We start from the raw sequence: 16,182 nt of genomic DNA, 5'->3' as shown, positions 1-16,182 counted from the left end.
CCCCACAGGGCCCCGCTTCCTCCGGGAAGCGGGGCCCTCGTCGGCTCAGGCGAACGCGCCCATGCCCGTGAGGTCGCGCCCGATGAGCAGCGCCTGCACGCTCTCGGTGCCCTCGTAGGTGTGGATGGCCTCGATGTCGGCCATGTGCTGGATGACGCGGTTCTCAAGCAGGATGCCGTTGCCGCCCAGCACGTCGCGTGCGGTCTGCGCGATCCGGCGAGCCGCGCGGGTGTTGTGGTACTTCGCCAGCGACGCCTGCGTGGGACGCAGCGCGCCGGCCGCCTCCACGTCGGCCAGGCGACGGCAGTACAACTGCATGGCGGTGAGCTCCGCGAGCATCTGGGTGAGCCGCTCCTGGACCATCTGGAACCGGGCCAGCGGTTTACCGAACTGCTCGCGCTGCGTCGAATACGCCAGCGCCGCCTCGAAGCAGGCCGTCGCGTGCCCGAGGGCAGACCACGCGACGCCGGAGCGGGTGGCGAACAGCACACGGGAGGTGTCCTTGAAGGAGCGCGCGCCCGGCAGGCGCGCATCACCCGGCACCCGCACGCCGTCGAGCCGGATGTGCGCCTGGTGGATGGCGCGCAGCGACACCTTGCCCTCGATCACGGTGCCGGTGTACCCGGGGCGGTCCTGCTCCACGAGGAAGCACCCGACCTGGCCGTCGTCGGGGTCGCTCTCGTCGTCGATCCGCGCCCAGACGAACGTGATCCCGCCGGACGCGCCGTTGCCGATCCACTTCTTCGCGCCCGCGATCACCCATCCGTCGCCGTCGCGCCGCGCCACCGTCTCGAGCGACGTGGAGTCGGAACCGTGCACCGGTTCGGTCAGCGCGAAGGATCCGAGCACCTCGCCCGCCGCGAGCGGGCGCAGCCAGCGCTCCTTCTGCGCGTCGCTGCCGTAGAACACGAGCGTGCGCAGGGCCAGCCCGCCCTGCACGGCGAGGATCGTGCCGAGCGAACCGTCGCCGCGCGACAGCTCCATGTTCACCAGTCCCGCGGCGAGCGGCGACATCGGGGCGAGGTCCGGATGCGCGACGCCGTCGCCGAGCAGGTGCAGCTCGCCCATGCGCGGCAGCACCTCCAGGGGGTACTCGGCCCGGTCCCACGCCTGCGCCATCCGGTCGGCGACCTCGCCCACGAGCGTGCGCGCACGATGCCAGGCGTCGCGATCGTCGCCCGCGACGTCGGCGAAGACGGCGTAGTAGTCGGTGTCGAGGGGGGACGTGACGTCGTACGGCTCGGTACGGTCGCCGGGAAGCTCGGGGGCCACGCTGCTCACTCCGTTCGCTGGGGACAGGGATGCCGCCCACGCTAGGACGCGGCGTCACCGGAACGCATGCCGTTTGTGCGGAACCGACAGCGGGAGGTCCGGGGTCGCGCACGGTAGGATCGTCGAAGACTTCCAGAAAGGCGCGCGATGTTCCTGATCAGCTTCATCCTCTTCCTCGCCGGTTTCGCCGCGTTCGCCGTCGCGTTCATGCTCACGTCGTTCCAGGGCGTCGTCTTCGCGCTCGGCATCCTGCTGGTGTGCGCCGCGATGGCGCTGCCGATCCACGCCCGCTCGGGCGCCAAGGAACAGCGCTGACCCAGACCCCCTCGAACGCACCCGCGCCCGCCCCGGGCCGGGTGCGTTCGTCGTCTCGAGCCGGCGCGCCTCCGCTCCCGCCGTGCGGGAGCAGGTTCGGGCGCCTCACCCGGCGGTAGTACGCTGGGGTCTTGGTCGAGTTCGCTCGACGTCGAGACGTTTTCCGCGCCTCCGGCCCCACGCTCCCCACTGAAGGATTCAACGTGGATCTCTACGAGTACCAGGCTCGAGACCTTTTCGAGAAGTACGAGGTGCCGGTTCTCGCCGGTATCGTCGCCGACACCCCCGAGGAGGTGAAGGCAGCAGCGGAGAAGATCGGCGGAGTGGTCGTCGTCAAGGCGCAGGTGAAGACCGGCGGCCGCGGCAAGGCCGGTGGCGTCAAGGTCGCGAAGACCCCCGACGAGGCGTACGAGGCCGCCCAGGCGATCCTCGGCCTCGACATCAAGGGCCACATCGTCAAGCGCGTGATGGTCGCCCAGGGCGCCGACATCGCCCAGGAGTTCTACTTCTCGGTGCTGCTGGACCGTGCCAACCGCTCGTACCTGTCGCTGTGCAGCGTCGAGGGCGGCATGGAGATCGAGCAGCTCGCCGTCGAGAAGCCCGAGGCGCTCGCGCGGGTCGAGGTCGACCCGCTGCAGGGCATCGACAAGGACAAGGCGGTCGAGATCGCCAAGGCCGCGAACTTCCCCGAGGAGCTCGTCGAGAAGGTCTCGGACGTCTTCGTCAAGCTCTACGAGGTCTACAAGGGCGAGGACGCCACGCTCGTCGAGGTGAACCCGCTCGTGCTCACCGGAGCCGGCGACATCATCGCCCTCGACGGCAAGGTCACGCTCGATGACAACGGCACCGAGGTGCGCCACCCCGAGCACGAGGAGCTCGAGGACAAGGACGCCGCCGACCCGCTCGAGGCGAAGGCGAAGGCCAACGGCCTGAACTACGTCAAGCTCGACGGCCAGGTCGGCATCATCGGCAACGGCGCGGGCCTGGTCATGTCGACGCTCGACGTGGTCGCCTATGCCGGCGAGAAGCACGGCGGCGTGAAGCCGGCGAACTTCCTCGACATCGGCGGCGGCGCCAACGCGCAGGTCATGGCCAGCGGCCTCGACGTCATCCTGGGCGACGAGCAGGTCAAGAGCGTGTTCGTCAACGTCTTCGGCGGCATCACCTCGTGCGTGGCCGTCGCGGAGGGCATCGTGAAGGCCCTCGAGATCCTCGGCGACGCGGCCACCAAGCCGCTCGTCGTGCGCCTGGACGGCAACCAGGTCGAGGAGGGCCGCGCCATCCTCGCCGCCGCGAACCACCCGCTCGTCACCCTCGCCGCCGGCATGGACGAGGGCGCCGACAAGGCCGCCGAGCTGGCGAACGCCTGAGCCCCCGGATCGAAAAGGACTAGAGAGATGTCGATCTACCTCAACAAGGACTCCAAGGTCATCGTCCAGGGCATCACCGGCGGCGAGGGCACCAAGCACACCGCGCTCATGCTCAAGGCGGGCACCAACATCGTCGGCGGCGTGAACGCCCGCAAGGCCGGCACCACCGTCACCCACGAGAAGCCCGGCGCCGGCGAGGTCGAGCTGCCGGTCTTCGCGTCGGTCAAGGAGGCCATGGAGCGGACGGGCGCCGACGTGTCGGTCGCCTTCGTGCCCCCGGCGTTCACGAAGGCCGCCATGATCGAGGCCATCGACGCCGAGATCCCGCTGCTCGTCGTCATCACGGAGGGCGTGCCCGTCGGCGACACCGCCGAGGCCTGGGCCTACGCCCAGTCGAAGGGCAACAAGACCCGCATCATCGGCCCGAACTGCCCCGGCATCATCACCCCGGGCGAGGCGCTCGCCGGCATCACCCCGGCGAACATCACGGGCAAGGGCCCGATCGGCCTCGTCTCGAAGTCGGGCACGCTCACCTACCAGATGATGTTCGAGCTGAAGGACTTCGGCTTCTCGACCGCCATCGGCATCGGCGGCGACCCGGTCATCGGCACGACGCACATCGACGCGCTCGAGGCGTTCGAGAACGACCCCGAGACGAAGGCGATCGTGATGATCGGCGAGATCGGCGGCGACGCCGAGGAGCGTGCCGCCGAGTACATCAAGGCGAACGTCACCAAGCCGGTCGTCGGCTACGTCGCGGGCTTCACCGCTCCCGAGGGCAAGACGATGGGCCACGCCGGCGCCATCGTCTCCGGCTCGGCCGGGACCGCTGCCGCCAAGAAGGAGGCCCTCGAGGCCGCCGGCGTGAAGGTCGGCAAGACGCCCAGCGAGACCGCCGCGCTCATGCGCGAGATCATGCAGGGTCTGTAAACAGCAGCAGCATCTCGACGAAGGCCCCGCCCATCGGGCGGGGCCTTCGCGCTGCGCGGGCGCCGCCATCGGGGCGCGGTCGCATCGGACACCTCGCTCGCATCGGGCTTACGCTGGGACCATGCCGCTGAAGGGTGAGTACCTGCCGAGCACCGCCGAATGGGCCCGCACGCAGGCCGAGACGTACGAGGCCACGAACGGCGCGGAGGCCAACACGCTGCGTGGCGTGCCGGTGATCGTGCTGACGACCGTCGGTGCCAAGAGCGGCGGCCTGCGCAAGACCGCGCTCATGCGCGTCGAGCACGAGGGCCGGTACGCCGTCGTGGCCTCCAAGGGCGGTGCCCCCGAGCCGCCCCAGTGGTACTACAACGTGCGGAGCACGCCGCACGTCGAGCTGCAGGACGGTGCCGTCAAACGCGACTACCTGGCGCGTGAACTGGACGGCGCCGAGTACGCGGAGTGGTGGGAGCGCGCCGTCGCGGTCTGGCCCGACTACGCCGAGTACCAGAAGAAGACCGATCGCAGAATCGCCGTCTTCGTGCTCGAACCCACCGACGACTGACGGCGGTCGGCCCACCCGGGCGGCGCCCTTGGCCGTACGCGGCATGGGCGCCGGGCATCCCGCGCCGGGCGACCTAGGCTCGTTAGCGCCCATGCATCGCCTTCTCGTCGCCCTGCTCGCCGCGATCGACGCCGCCGTCGCGGCGGCCGTCACCGTCGGCGCCGTGCTCGCGCCCCTCACGCTCCTGTGGATCTTCACCTTCGGCGCCGACGCCGATTGGCAGGCCCTGTGGCCCGCCACCGTGCGCGTCTGGCAGCTCGGCATGCTCGCGCCCCTCGAGCTGGCCCTCGGAGACGAGTTCCTCGCCGCGGTCTCGCTGCCCCAGGACGCGGCCTCGTTCGCCGTCTCGCTCTCTCCGCTGGCCTTCGCGGGGTTCACGGTCCTCTTCGCGGCCCACTCCGGGCGGCGGGCCGTCTCGGCCGGGGCATGGATCACCGGGGTGACGGGCGGCGTCGCGACGACGGCGATCATCGCCCTGATCGTGCTGTCGACCTCGGGCAACCCGGTGGCCGCGGTCCACGGCGCACCGGCCGTGCTCGGCCCCGCGCTGCTCTACGCGGCCGGCGCGCTCGGGGGCGTGCTCGTCGAGGCGTGGCGGGAGGGCGACGGCGGGCCGATCGACCGCCTCCACGACGTGCTCGACGGGCTCCCCGTGCCCTGGCGCGAGGTCGCCGCCCTCGCCGTCCGCGGCGCCGCGATCGTCGTCGTGGGACTGCTCGGCGCCGCGGGCGTCGCGCTCGCGCTGTCGGTCCTGTTCCGCGGCGGCGCGATGATCGCCCTGTTCGAGGCTGCCCACGTCGACGGCCTCGGCGCGGCGGCCCTCACCCTGGCGCACCTCGCGTACCTGCCCACCGCGCTCGTCTGGGCGGCCGCGTGGATCGCCGGGCCCGGCTTCGCGGTCGGCACGGGCACGACCGTCTCGCCCGCCGGCGCTGATGTGGGCGTGGTCCCCGCGCTCCCGTTGTTCGGGCTACTGCCCGAGGACGGGGCGGCGCCGCTGCTGCTCGTCGTCCTCGTCCCGGTGGCGCTCGGTGCGCTGGCGGGATGGGTGACACGCGCCCGCTTCGTCGCGGAGCTCGACGCGGCGGCCGCGGAGGAGGGCGGTCGGGGACCACGGGCGCCCGAGCCCGCGCTGCCACGGCTCGTCCTCGCCGTCGGGATCGCGGTGCTCTCCGGCGCGGCCGCCGCCGCCCTCGCCGCCGCCGCGTCGGGCGCGATGGGGCCGGGGCGCCTGGCGGAGGTGGGGCCCGAGCCCGGGGCCGTCGCGCTCGCCGTGGGCCTGGAAGCGATGCTCGGTGCGGGCATCCTCCTGCTCGGGCCGCGCGCCGAGCGCGGACACCGGGCGGGCCAGCCCGCCTGGGAGGACGAAGACGAGGATGAGGATGAGGATGAGGTGGCCGAGACGCGCTGACGCCCCGAGACGTTCCCGTCGCGGGAGCCGCGTCGGGCGGCGCGCGGCTTCGCACTAGACTCGGAGGGTGCTCACGGTCGCCGTCCTCATCTCGGGCACCGGGTCGAATCTCAGGGCCCTGCTGGAGGCCGCGAGCGAGCCGGGCTATCCCGCCCGCGTCGTGGCGGTCGGGGCCGACCGGCCCGCCGACGGCCTGCAGCACGCCGCCGACTTCGGCATTCCCACCTTCACGGTTCCGTTCCGTGCGTACGGTTCGCGCGAGGAGTGGGGCGCGGAGCTGGCCGCCCAGCTGCGCGCCTGGAAGCCCGACCTGGTCGTGCTGAGCGGGCTGATGCGACTGCTGCCAGCCGCCGTCGTGGCGGAATTCGCCCCGAACATCATCAACACGCATCCCGCCTACCTGCCCGAGTTTCCCGGAGCGCACGGTGTGCGCGACGCGCTCGCCGCCGGGGTGGAGCACACCGGCGCCAGCGTCATCGTCGTCGACGAGGGCGTCGACAGCGGCCCCGTCCTCGCGCAGGAGCGTGTGCCCGTGCTCCCCGGCGACACCGAGGCGTCCCTGCACGATCGCATCAAGCCCGTCGAGCGCCGCCTGCTCATCGACGTCGTCCGCCGCATCGCCACCGGCGAGCTGAACCTTCGCACGCCCGCCTCGTCCTGATCCCGAAGGAGCCCCCCATGGCCGGTCCCCGTCACGACCCCTCGCTGTACCGCGAACGCGACGTGGTGCCCATCCGTCGCGCGCTCGTGTCGGTCAGCGACAAGACCGGTCTGGTCGAGCTTGCCGGCGCGCTGGCGGCGGCCGGCGTCGAGATCGTCTCGACGGGTTCGACGGCCGCGATGATCCGCGATGCCGGTCACGCGGTGACCGACGCGGCCACCGTCACCGGGTTCCCCGAGATGCTCGACGGGCGGGTCAAGACCCTGCATCCGCACGTGCACGGGGGTCTCCTCGCGGACCTGCGGCTCGAACACCACGAGACCCAGCTGGCCGAACTGGGCATCGCGCCGTTCGAGCTCGTCGTGGTGAACCTGTACCCGTTCGTCGAGACGGTCGCGTCCGGCGCCACGGGTGACGATGTCGTCGAGCAGATCGACATCGGCGGCCCCGCGATGGTCCGCGCGTCGGCCAAGAACTTCGCCAACGTCGCGATCGTCGTCAACCCCGAGGCCTACCCGTCGGTCATCGAGGCGCTCGGCCGCGGGGGCACGACGCTGAACGAGCGGCGCGAGTTCGCCGCCCGCGCGTTCGCCCACACCGCCACCTACGACACGGCGGTGGCGCAGTGGTTCGCCGAAGAGACCATGTCGGGGCAGAGCGAGCTGCCCGAGCATCTCACGATCCAGGCCGAGAAGATCACCGACCTGCGCTACGGCGAGAACTCGCACCAGCGCGCCGCGCTCTACTCCCGCGTCGGCGGGCACGGCATCGCCCAGGCCACCCAGCTCCAGGGCAAGGAGATGTCGTACAACAACTACGTCGACGCCGACGCCGCCCTCCGCGCCGCCTACGACATGGTCAAGCCCGCCGTGGCGATCATGAAGCACGCCAACCCGTGCGGCCTCGCCATCGCCGATCCGAAGGCCATCGACGCCATCGCCTCCGCCCATCTGCGCGCGCACGAGTGCGACCCGCTCTCGGCGTTCGGAGGTGTCATCGCGGCGAACCGGCCCGTGACGCTGAAGATGGCCGAGAACCTGCGCGACATCTTCACCGAGGTCATCGTCGCGCCCGGCTTCGAGCCGGCCGCGCTCGAGGTGTTCAAGGAGAAGAAGAACCTGCGCGTGCTCCAGTTGCCGGATGACTGGGAGCAGGAGCGGATGGACGTGCGCCTCGTGTCGGGCGGCCTCCTGCTGCAGGATGCCGACCTGTTCGACCGCGACATCGCCTCGATCGCCGACGGCTGGCAGCTCGTCGCCGGCGAGCGTCCCGACGACATCCCGGTGGAGGACCTCGTCTTCGCGTGGAAGGCGTGCCGCGCCGTCAAGTCGAACGCCATCGTGCTCGCGCAGAACGCCGCGACCGTCGGCATCGGCATGGGGCAGGTCAACCGCGTCGACTCGTGCCGCCTCGCCGTGGAGCGGGCGGGCGACCGCGCCGCCGGATCCATCGCCGCCTCCGACGCCTTCTTCCCGTTCTCGGACGGGCCCGAGGTGCTCATGAACGCCGGCGTGCGCGTGATCATCCAGCCCGGCGGCTCGGTGCGCGACGACGAGACGATCGCGCTGGCGAAGGAGCGCGGCGTCACGATGTTCTTCACGGGCGAGCGCCACTTCTTCCACTGATTCCCGCGGGGGAAGCGGCGACCGCGGTGTCCGATTTCCGCTAGAGCCGGACGGCTCGGGGTGTCAGGCTGGGGGCATGACCCTGGCGATGACCTTCGACGAGCGCTACCGCGCGATCGATGCGCGCGACGCCCGCTTCGACGGTCAGTTCGTCACGGCGGTGCGCTCCACCGGCATCTACTGCCGCCCGAGCTGCCCCGCACGCACGCCGAAGCCCGGGAACGTCACGTTCTACCCGACGAGCGCCGCCGCGCACGAGGCCGGCTACCGCGCGTGCAAGCGCTGCCTACCGGAGGCCGCGCCGGGATCTCCCGACTGGAACGTGCGGGGCGATGTCGCGGCGCGCGCCATGCGACTCATCGCCGACGGCGTCGTGGAGCGGGAGGGCGTGGCGGGTTTGGCGTCACGCCTGGGCTATTCCGGTCGGCATCTCTCGCGCCTGCTCACCTCCGAGCTGGGGGCCGGCCCGCTGGCGCTGGCCCGGGCGCACCGGGCGCACACGGCACGACTGCTGCTCGTGGGCACCGACCTGCCGGTCACCGACGTCGCCTTCTCGGCCGGCTTCGCCAGCGTGCGGCAGTTCAACGACACCATCCGTGAGATCTTCGCCATGACGCCGGGGGAGCTGCGGGTTCGGCGCCGCGGTCCGGCGGCAGCCGGTGTCGACCTCGCGCTGCCGCTGCGGGAGCCCTTCGACGCGGCGGGGCTGTTCGAATGGATGCGCGTGCGCGCCATCCCCGGGATGGAGGAGGCGGACGGCTCGTCCTTCGCGCGCACCCTACGCCTGCCCGGCGGAGCGGCCTGGTTCCGGCTGCGGCTGGACGGGCGGCGCCTGCGCCTGCAGGCGCGCGTGCAGCACCCGGGCGATCTCGCCGCGCTCGTCACGCGCGTGCGCCGGCTCTTCGACCTCGACGCCGACCCGCAGGCCGTTGACGCCGCGCTCGCCGCGCACCCCGAGCTCGCCCCGCACGTGGCCGCGGTGCCCGGCATCCGCCTGCCGGGCGCCGCCGACCCGCACGAGATGCTCATCCGCGCCATGATCGGCCAGCAGATCTCGGTGGCAGCGGCGCGCACACACCTGACCCGGCTCGTCGATGCGCTGGGCGAGCGCACGGAGCTCGGCGGCCAGACGCGGGTGCTCTTTCCCACGATGGCGACGCTTGCCGAGCGCGGCCACGAGGTCTTGCGCGGCCCAGCCGCCCGGATCCGAGCCATCACGGGCGCGGCGGCCGCCCTCGCCTCCGGCGCGGTGCGGCTGACCCCCGCCGACGACGGCGCGGAACAGCGGGCCGCGCTGCTCGCGCTGCCGGGCATCGGCCCCTGGACGGCCGACTATGTGCGCATGCGGGTCACCGGCGATCCCGACGTGCTGCTGCCCGGCGACGTCGCGCTGCGCGCCGGCGCCGCGGTCGCGGGGGTGCCCGCCGATCCGCTCGGGCTCGTGGCGTGGGGCGCTCGCACGGCGCCCTGGCGCTCGTACCTCTCCATGCACCTCTGGCGGCTTGCGGCCGCCGCAAGCCCGACCGCCGCGGCGCGTGCCACGCCCGATCCGACCCTCCCGAAGGAGACCGCTCATGTCTGACGCCCTGATCGAGACGATCGACACCCCCGACGGCACGTTCACGGTCCTCGCCGACACGGACGGCGCCGTGCTGGCCTCGGGTTGGACCGCGGACGACGCTGCCGTACTCGGCCGCATCCACCCGTCGTTGCGGCCCGAAACGGTTCGCCGGTCCACCACGGCGGCGGTCGACGCCGTGCGCGCCTACTATGCGGGCGAGCTCACCGCCGTCGTCGATGTGCCGGTACGGCAACTCGGCACCGAGCTGCAGGGTCGCGGCTGGGAGGCGCTGCGACGCATCCGGCCGGGCGCGCCGCTCAGCTACACCGCCTTCGCGGCCGCGCTGGGGGCCCCGAGCGCCGTACGCGCGGCCGCCTCCATCTGTGCCCGCAATGCGCCGGCACTGTTCGTGCCGTGCCACCGCGTGCTGCGCGGCGACGGGTCGCTGGGCGGATTCGCGTGGGGTGTGGACGTGAAGCGCCGCCTGCTCGCGCGCGAAGCCGCGGTGTGATGCCCGGGCGTCAGCGGCCCACCGCGTAGCCGTAACCGCCGCGCGGGTTGGCCGCGGCGCCCAGCCGTGCGGTGTTCGGGTCCCGCGTGACCGCGGAGAGGCGCCCCTGGGTCCACGGGCCGGAGACGGTCACGCGGTGCCCGCGCGCCTCGAGAGCCGCGATCGCGTCGTCGCCCAGGCGATCCTCGACAACGGCACCCGCGGGTTCCCAGGTGCGCGGCCAGAACGATCCGTGGAACGACGTCGAGTGGATCGCCGGGGCGTCGATCGCCTGCTGCGGCGTGTACCGGCCCACGATCGTGCGCAGGAGGTAGAGCAGTTGCCACTGGTCCTGCTGATCGCCGCCCGGCGAGCCGAGAGCGGTGACCGCCGCTCCGTCGCGCAGCACGAGCGTGGGCGTGAGGGTGGTGCGCGGTCGGGCGCCCGGCCGGAGCGTGGACGGCAGGCCCTCCTCGAGCCACGTCATCTGCAGGCGTGTGCCCAGGCAGAACCCGAGTTCCGGGATCACGGGCGAGGACTGCAGCCATCCCCCGGAGGGCGTGGCGGAGACGATGTTGCCCCAGCGGTCCACGACGTCGATGTGGCACGTGTCGCCGCGCGTCTCGCCCGTGGGCGACACGTGCGGCTCACCGGCGCGCTCCTGCGCCATCGTCGGTTCCCCGAACGCCCCCTCGGCGCGGCCGGTCGGGGGCGTGTAGCTCTCGCGCAGCGGCGGGAGGACGGGGGCCTCGCCCAGACCGGGACGCACCTCGGCCGAGGCGGTCTCGCCGATGAGCGCGCGGCGCTGCGCGGCGTACTCCTTCGACAGCAGCGTGGTCAGGCGCTCCTCGTCGATGCCGTCGCCGAAGTGGGCGTCGCGGTCGGCGAAGGCGAGCTTGATCGCCTCGAGGATCGTGTGCGCACCGTCGGGGTGCGACGGGTCGAGCAGTTCGTCGTCGAGGGGCTCGAGGATGTTGAGGATCTGCAGCAGTGCCGGGCCCTGGGTCCACGGTCCCGCCTTGGCGATGGTGTGCCCGCGGAACGTGCCGGTCACCGCCTCCTCGTACGACGCGGAGAAGGCCGCCATGTCGGCCGCGGTGAGGACGCCGGCGTGGTCGGTGCCGGGGGAGTGGCGGTGCGGCGTGCGGACGAACTCGTCGATCGCCTGCGCGACGAAGCCCTCCTTCCACTCACGCCGCGCGGCGTCGATGCGCGCCTCGCGCGTCGACGCGCTCTCGCCCGCGGTGACGAGGCGCTCCAGCACCCGTGCCCACGCCTCGTTGCGCACGATCGCGCCCGGTGTGGGCGCGGTCCCGCCCGGCAGCCACAGCTCGCCCGACGTGGGCCAGTGGTCGCGGAACAGCTCAGCGACGGTGCCGATCGCCGCCGCGGCGCCCTTCGCGATGGCGTGGCCGCCGCGCGCGTATCCGATCGCGAAGGCGAGCACGTCGGCCGGCTCCCAGGTGCCGTGGTCGCGCAGCAGGAGCAGCCAGGCGTCCACGGCGCCGGGCACGGCCGCCGCGAGGGCCCCCGCGCCGGGCACCAGTTCGAGGCCCTCCGCGAGGAAGTGCTCGCGCGTGGCGCCGGCGGGAGCGGGGCCCTGCCCCATGAGCACGACGGGGCGGTGTGGCTCCGCGGCCGTCGCGAACATCGCCACCAGGTCGCCACCGGGGCCGTTCAGGTGCGGCTCGACCACGTGCAGCACGAATGCGCCGGCCACGGCGGCGTCGAAGGCGTTGCCACCGCGCTCGAGCACGGCCATCGCCGCCGAGCTGGCGAGGTAGTGCGTCGATCCCACCATGCCGAAGCCGCCCTCCAGGTCGGGGCGGGTGGTGAACGGCGACGGCGCGGTGTAGGTCACTTCGACTCCCTCCGGTCGCCCGATGCGACCCCTGGATCCACCCTACGGGCGTGCCGGGCCGCCCCTTTCCGCCCCCATCGATCGACCGGCGATGCGGGATCGGTCTTGCAGCGGCCGATCGCGCCGTCATAGTCTGAAGGGCTGTCGCATTCGCGACCCGGGCGCCGCCGCATCGCGGCGGCCCGTCTCGCGCCCCGGCGCCCTCTCACCTCGAGGATCATGTCTTCCGCCACGCCTTCCCCCGAGCGCTTGCCCACGCCGCGCGCCCTGGCGCGCCTGCTCACCTTCGCGCGGCCGGTGCTGCCGCGCCTCGGCCTCGGCGCGCTGAGCGCCCTCGGGGCCGCACTCGCGGCCCTCATGATCCCGATCGTGTTGGAGTGGGTCGTCGCCGGGCCGATCGCGTCACGCGAGACGAGCGCGGTCGTGTTCGGCGCGGCGCTCGTGCTGGGGCTCGGGCTCACGGAGGCCGCGCTCGTCTACCTGCGGCGCTGGCTCGTCGTCGGCCCCGCCACCACCGTGGAGTACTCCATCCGTCGCGCCTTCTACGACCGGCTGCAGCGCCTCCCGGTGGAGTTCCACGACCGCTGGCAGGGCGGGCAGCTGCTCAGCCGCATGATGCAGGACCTCGGCCTCATCCGCCGGTGGACCGCGTTCGGCCTCATCATGCTCGTCGTCAACCTGCTGACGATCGTCATCGGCTATGTGCTGCTGTTCCAGTGGCACTGGATGCTCGGAGCGGTCTTCGTCGTCTCGGCCATCCCGATGTGGATCCAGGGCTTCCTGTTCGAGCGCACCTACGGTTCGCTCTCCCGCCAGAGCCAGGACCAGCAGGGCGACCTCGCCACGAGCGTCGAGGAGAGCGTGCACGGCATCCGGGTGCTGAAGGCGTTCGGGCGCGGCGCGCACGCGCTGCGCCGCTTCACGCGCCAGGCCGAGAGCCTGCGCGAGACGGAGATGCGCAAGGCGCGCTCGATCGGCGTGATCGACTTCTGGCTCGTGCTCATGCCCGAGCTGTCGTTCGCGGCCAGCCTGCTGATCGGCATCTGGCTCGCCGCCGACGGACAGGTGGGCGTCCCCGAGCTGGTGGCGTTCTTCGCGATGGCCGCGACGCTGCGCTGGCCGCTGGAGTCGATCGGATTCCTGTTCTCGTTCCTGCTTGACGCGCGCACCGCCACCGATCGCATCTTCGAGGTCTTCGACGCCCGCAACACGATCACCGATCCCGAGCGCCCGGCGACGGTCGAGGCCCCGCGCGGGGCACTGGCCTTCGAGGACGTGCACTTCCGGTACCAGGACGCCGGCGAGGCGGAGCCGGATCTGCTCAACGGCATCGACCTGGCCCTCGAGCCGGGCGAGACCATGGCGCTGGTCGGTCTGACGGGGTCGGGCAAGACGACGCTCACGACGCTGCCCACGCGGCTGTACGACGTCACGGGCGGTCGGGTGACGCTCGACGGTGTGGACGTGCGCGACCTGCGCCTGGAGGAGCTGCGCCGGCTCATCGCCACGGCGTTCGAGGACGCCACGCTCTTCTCCGCGACGGTGCGCGAGAACGTGCTGCTCGGGCGTGACGACCTCGACCCGTCGTCGCCGGAGGCCGAGGCGGTGCTGCGCGAGGCGCTGCGGGTGGCGCAGGCGGGCTTCGTCGACGACCTGCCGGAGGGCGTCGAGACGCAGATCGGTGAGGAGGGGATGAGTCTCTCGGGCGGCCAGCGGCAGCGGCTCGCGCTCGCGCGCGCCGTCGCGGCGCGCCCCGCGGTGCTCGTGATGGACGACCCGCTGTCGGCGCTCGACGTCGAGACGGAGGAGCGGGTGCAGTCCGAGCTGCGCACCGTGCTGAGCACGACCACCGCGCTCATCGTGGCGCACCGGCCGTCCACGGTCGCGCTCGCCGATCGTGTGGCCCTGCTGGAGGGCGGGCGCATCGCCGCGGTCGGCACGCACTCCGAGCTCATGGTGCGCAGCGCGCACTACCGCGCGGTGATCTCGAGCTTCGAGCGCGAGGAGCAGCAGGAGCGGGAGCTCATGATGTCGCCGAACCCGACCGCCGAGCTCGACCTCATGGCGGTGCAGGAGGCGCTGGCCGAGCGAGAAGCGGGCGCGCCGGAGAAGGGAGCTCAGCGATGAGCAGCACGGTGCACGGGGTCAGCGGCGAGGACCGCACCGACTACACGCGCGAGGAGTCGCGGGCGATCCGTCAGCGCTCCCTGCGGCTGCTGGCGTCGCTGCTCGCGCCGCTGAAGTGGCGCGTCGTGGGCGTGGCGGTCGTCGTGATCGCGCAGACCGGCCTGCGCGTGCTCGGGCCGGCGCTGCTGGGCCTCGGCCTCAACACCGCACTGCCCGCCGTCACGGGCGAGGGGGAGTGGGCGGCGGCCTGGACGATCGTCGGGCTCTATGTCGTCACGGCCGTGGCCGGCGCGGCGCTGCTGATGTGGTACGACATCCTCACCGCCCGCGTCACGCAGAGCGTGCTGCTCGATCTGCGCACCCGCATGTTCCGGCACACGCAGCGGCTCAGCCTCGAGTTCCACGAGACCTACACGTCGGGCCGGATCATCTCGCGCCAGACGAGCGACCTCGACACGATCCGGGAGCTGCTGGGGGGTGGCCTCACCGACCTCATCAACGGCGTGCTCTACGGCCTGTTCACGTTCATCGCGCTGAGCATCTTCGACTGGCAGTCGGGCGTCATCCTGCTGGTGGCGTGCGTCCCGCTGGCCTTCCTGATGCGCTGGTTCTACCTGCGCTCGCAGGAGGCGTACCGCTCCTCGCGCGTGGCGAGCGCCAAGCTCATCGTGAAGTTCGTCGAGACGATGACGGGCATCCGTGCCGGCAAGGCGTTCCGCGCCGAGGATCGCAACGAGGTCGAGTTCGGCCGGCTGGCCGGCGACTACCGCGATGTGAACATGCGCTCCATCCGCCTCTTCGGGATCTTCGAGCCCGGCCTCATGGCGATCTCGGCGTTCGCCATCGGCCTCGTCGTGCTGTGGGGCGGCGTGCGGATCACGTGGGAGCAGTTCACGGTCGGCGCGCTGCTGACGGTGGTTCTCTACACCCGGAACTTCTTCCTGCCGCTGCAGGGCGTGGCCATCTTCCTGAACTCGTTCCAGTCGGCGGCGGCCGCGCTCGAGAAGGTGTCGGGCGTGCTCGAGGTGGAGCCCACCGTGCCCGACCCGGAGAGCCCGCGCCCGCTCGAGAGCGCGCGCGGACACCTGCGGCTCGACGGGGTGACCTTCGGGTACTCCAGCGGTCGCACCATCCTGCCGGAGTTCACCCTCGACATCCCCGCGGGTCAGACGGTCGCCCTCGTGGGCACGACGGGCGCGGGCAAGTCGACGCTGGCCAAGCTCGTCTCGCGCTTCTACGACCCCCGCGAGGGCCGCGTCACGCTCGACGGCATCGACCTGCGCGAGCTGGACCAGCGCGACCTGCGCCGCGCCGTCGTGATGGTCACGCAGGAGGCCTACCTCTTCAGCGGCACGGTCGCCGACAACATCGCCCTCGGCCGGCCCGAGGCGTCGCTCGACGAGATCGTCGCCGCGGCGAAGGCCGTCGGCGCCGACGACTTCATCCGTTCGCTGCCGGACGGCTATCACACCGACGTCAACAAGCGGGGCGGTCGCGTGTCGGCCGGGCAGCGTCAGCTGATCTCGTTCGCGCGCGCGTTCCTCGCCGATCCGGCGGTGCTGATCCTGGACGAGGCGACCGCCTCGCTCGACATCCCGTCGGAGCGGATGATCCAGGATGCGCTGCAGACGCTGCTGGCGGACCGCACGGCGATCATCATCGCGCACCGCCTGTCGACGGTCGCGATCGCCGACCGCGTGCTCGTGATGGAGCACGGCCGGATCATCGAGGACGACACCCCGGACGCCCTCATCGCCGGCACGGGGAAGTTCGCGCAGCTGCACGCGGCCTGGAAGCAGTCGCTCGTCTAGCCGCGCGGCGGGCAGGCGTTGTCGTCCGGCGCCCGCCCGCGGGCGACCCCGCGCCGGCTTCTGCGCAGGCGGCGACCGGCGAGGTGCTCAGGGAAGAAAGCGGCGACGGAGTCTCGTTGGGGGAGGGGGATACGAGACCCCGCCGCCTGCTCGTGCCAGGGCACGCGCCGATGCGTGGCCTGAAGC

13 protein-coding genes are annotated in these 16,182 nt (G+C 72.4%); 11 read left to right on the top strand and 2 right to left on the bottom strand.

Features of this window, described 5'->3' with window-relative positions; all coding sequences use genetic code 11:
* Positions 1–45 precede the first annotated feature (45 nt).
* Positions 46–1,272: an acyl-CoA dehydrogenase family protein gene (locus N8N77_RS05455; RefSeq protein WP_261165622.1), complete on the bottom strand. Its 1,227-nt coding sequence runs from the start codon at positions 1,270–1,272 to the stop codon at positions 46–48.
* 147 nt (positions 1,273–1,419) lie between these two features.
* Here N8N77_RS05455 and N8N77_RS05450 point away from each other — a divergent pair, with 147 nt between their 5' ends.
* The 9 genes from N8N77_RS05450 (at position 1,420) to N8N77_RS05410 (ending at position 10,218) form a co-directional block, all read left to right on the top strand.
* Complete coding sequence (locus N8N77_RS05450; RefSeq protein ID WP_261165244.1) at positions 1,420–1,587, top strand: hypothetical protein; 168 nt, start codon at positions 1,420–1,422, stop codon at positions 1,585–1,587.
* A 203-nt stretch (positions 1,588–1,790) separates the two neighbouring features.
* Positions 1,791–2,957 carry an ADP-forming succinate--CoA ligase subunit beta gene (gene sucC, locus N8N77_RS05445; protein WP_261165242.1) on the top strand — a complete coding sequence of 389 codons (1,167 nt, stop codon included), beginning with the start codon at positions 1,791–1,793 and terminating at the stop codon, positions 2,955–2,957.
* A gap of 27 nt (positions 2,958–2,984) precedes the next feature.
* Complete coding sequence (gene sucD, locus N8N77_RS05440) at positions 2,985–3,887, top strand: succinate--CoA ligase subunit alpha (RefSeq protein WP_261165241.1); 903 nt, start codon at positions 2,985–2,987, stop codon at positions 3,885–3,887.
* A gap of 121 nt (positions 3,888–4,008) precedes the next feature.
* On the top strand, positions 4,009–4,449 hold the full coding sequence (locus N8N77_RS05435) for a nitroreductase family deazaflavin-dependent oxidoreductase (RefSeq protein WP_261165240.1): 441 nt from the start codon (positions 4,009–4,011) through the stop codon (positions 4,447–4,449).
* A 91-nt stretch (positions 4,450–4,540) separates the two neighbouring features.
* Positions 4,541–5,860 (top strand): DUF6350 family protein, encoded by a 1,320-nt coding sequence (locus N8N77_RS05430; RefSeq protein WP_261165239.1) that lies wholly within the window; start codon positions 4,541–4,543, stop codon positions 5,858–5,860.
* A 67-nt stretch (positions 5,861–5,927) separates the two neighbouring features.
* Complete coding sequence (gene purN / locus N8N77_RS05425) at positions 5,928–6,521, top strand: phosphoribosylglycinamide formyltransferase (RefSeq protein WP_261165237.1); 594 nt, start codon at positions 5,928–5,930, stop codon at positions 6,519–6,521.
* 17 nt (positions 6,522–6,538) lie between these two features.
* Positions 6,539–8,146 carry a bifunctional phosphoribosylaminoimidazolecarboxamide formyltransferase/IMP cyclohydrolase gene (purH, locus tag N8N77_RS05420; RefSeq protein ID WP_261165236.1) on the top strand — a complete coding sequence of 536 codons (1,608 nt, stop codon included), beginning with the start codon at positions 6,539–6,541 and terminating at the stop codon, positions 8,144–8,146.
* A gap of 76 nt (positions 8,147–8,222) precedes the next feature.
* Positions 8,223–9,728 (top strand): AlkA N-terminal domain-containing protein, encoded by a 1,506-nt coding sequence (locus tag N8N77_RS05415; RefSeq protein ID WP_261165235.1) that lies wholly within the window; start codon positions 8,223–8,225, stop codon positions 9,726–9,728.
* A complete protein-coding gene (locus N8N77_RS05410) occupies positions 9,721–10,218 on the top strand; it encodes a methylated-DNA--[protein]-cysteine S-methyltransferase (protein WP_261165234.1) in 498 nt (165 codons plus the stop codon). The genes N8N77_RS05415 and N8N77_RS05410 overlap by 8 nt, the downstream gene beginning before the upstream one ends.
* Positions 10,219–10,228: 10 nt before the next feature.
* Here N8N77_RS05410 and N8N77_RS05405 read toward each other — a convergent pair whose 3' ends face one another.
* On the bottom strand, positions 10,229–11,998 hold the full coding sequence (locus tag N8N77_RS05405) for a gamma-glutamyltransferase family protein (RefSeq protein ID WP_396652800.1): 1,770 nt from the start codon (positions 11,996–11,998) through the stop codon (positions 10,229–10,231).
* A gap of 279 nt (positions 11,999–12,277) precedes the next feature.
* Between N8N77_RS05405 and N8N77_RS05400 the strand changes: the two genes are divergently transcribed.
* Both N8N77_RS05400 and N8N77_RS05395 read left to right on the top strand, forming a co-directional pair.
* Entirely contained in the window at positions 12,278–14,185 is a 1,908-nt protein-coding gene (locus tag N8N77_RS05400; RefSeq protein ID WP_261165231.1) for an ABC transporter ATP-binding protein, read from the top strand.
* Positions 14,182–15,996 carry an ABC transporter ATP-binding protein gene (locus N8N77_RS05395; RefSeq protein WP_261165229.1) on the top strand — a complete coding sequence of 605 codons (1,815 nt, stop codon included), beginning with the start codon at positions 14,182–14,184 and terminating at the stop codon, positions 15,994–15,996. Before N8N77_RS05400 ends, N8N77_RS05395 begins: the two co-directional genes overlap by 4 nt.
* Positions 15,997–16,182: the final 186 nt, after the last annotated feature.

Origin of the sequence: Microbacterium sp. Marseille-Q6965, from assembly GCF_946151065.1 — a bacterium.
GTDB lineage: Bacteria > Actinomycetota > Actinomycetes > Actinomycetales > Microbacteriaceae > Microbacterium.
This window is presented reverse-complemented; position numbering and strand designations above follow the sequence as displayed.

Coding starts and splice junctions, on each gene's coding strand:
- N8N77_RS05430 (WP_261165239.1), top strand. CDS start 4,541: ATGCATCGCCTTCTCGTCGCCCTGCTCGCCGCGATCGACGCCGCCGTC.
- purH (WP_261165236.1), top strand. CDS start 6,539: ATGGCCGGTCCCCGTCACGACCCCTCGCTGTACCGCGAACGCGACGTG.
- sucD (WP_261165241.1), top strand. CDS start 2,985: ATGTCGATCTACCTCAACAAGGACTCCAAGGTCATCGTCCAGGGCATC.
- N8N77_RS05410 (WP_261165234.1), top strand. CDS start 9,721: ATGTCTGACGCCCTGATCGAGACGATCGACACCCCCGACGGCACGTTC.
- N8N77_RS05395 (WP_261165229.1), top strand. CDS start 14,182: ATGAGCAGCACGGTGCACGGGGTCAGCGGCGAGGACCGCACCGACTAC.
- N8N77_RS05415 (WP_261165235.1), top strand. CDS start 8,223: ATGACCCTGGCGATGACCTTCGACGAGCGCTACCGCGCGATCGATGCG.
- N8N77_RS05435 (WP_261165240.1), top strand. CDS start 4,009: ATGCCGCTGAAGGGTGAGTACCTGCCGAGCACCGCCGAATGGGCCCGC.
- N8N77_RS05450 (WP_261165244.1), top strand. CDS start 1,420: ATGTTCCTGATCAGCTTCATCCTCTTCCTCGCCGGTTTCGCCGCGTTC.
- N8N77_RS05400 (WP_261165231.1), top strand. CDS start 12,278: ATGTCTTCCGCCACGCCTTCCCCCGAGCGCTTGCCCACGCCGCGCGCC.
- N8N77_RS05405 (WP_396652800.1), bottom strand. CDS start 11,998: ATGGTGGGATCGACGCACTACCTCGCCAGCTCGGCGGCGATGGCCGTG.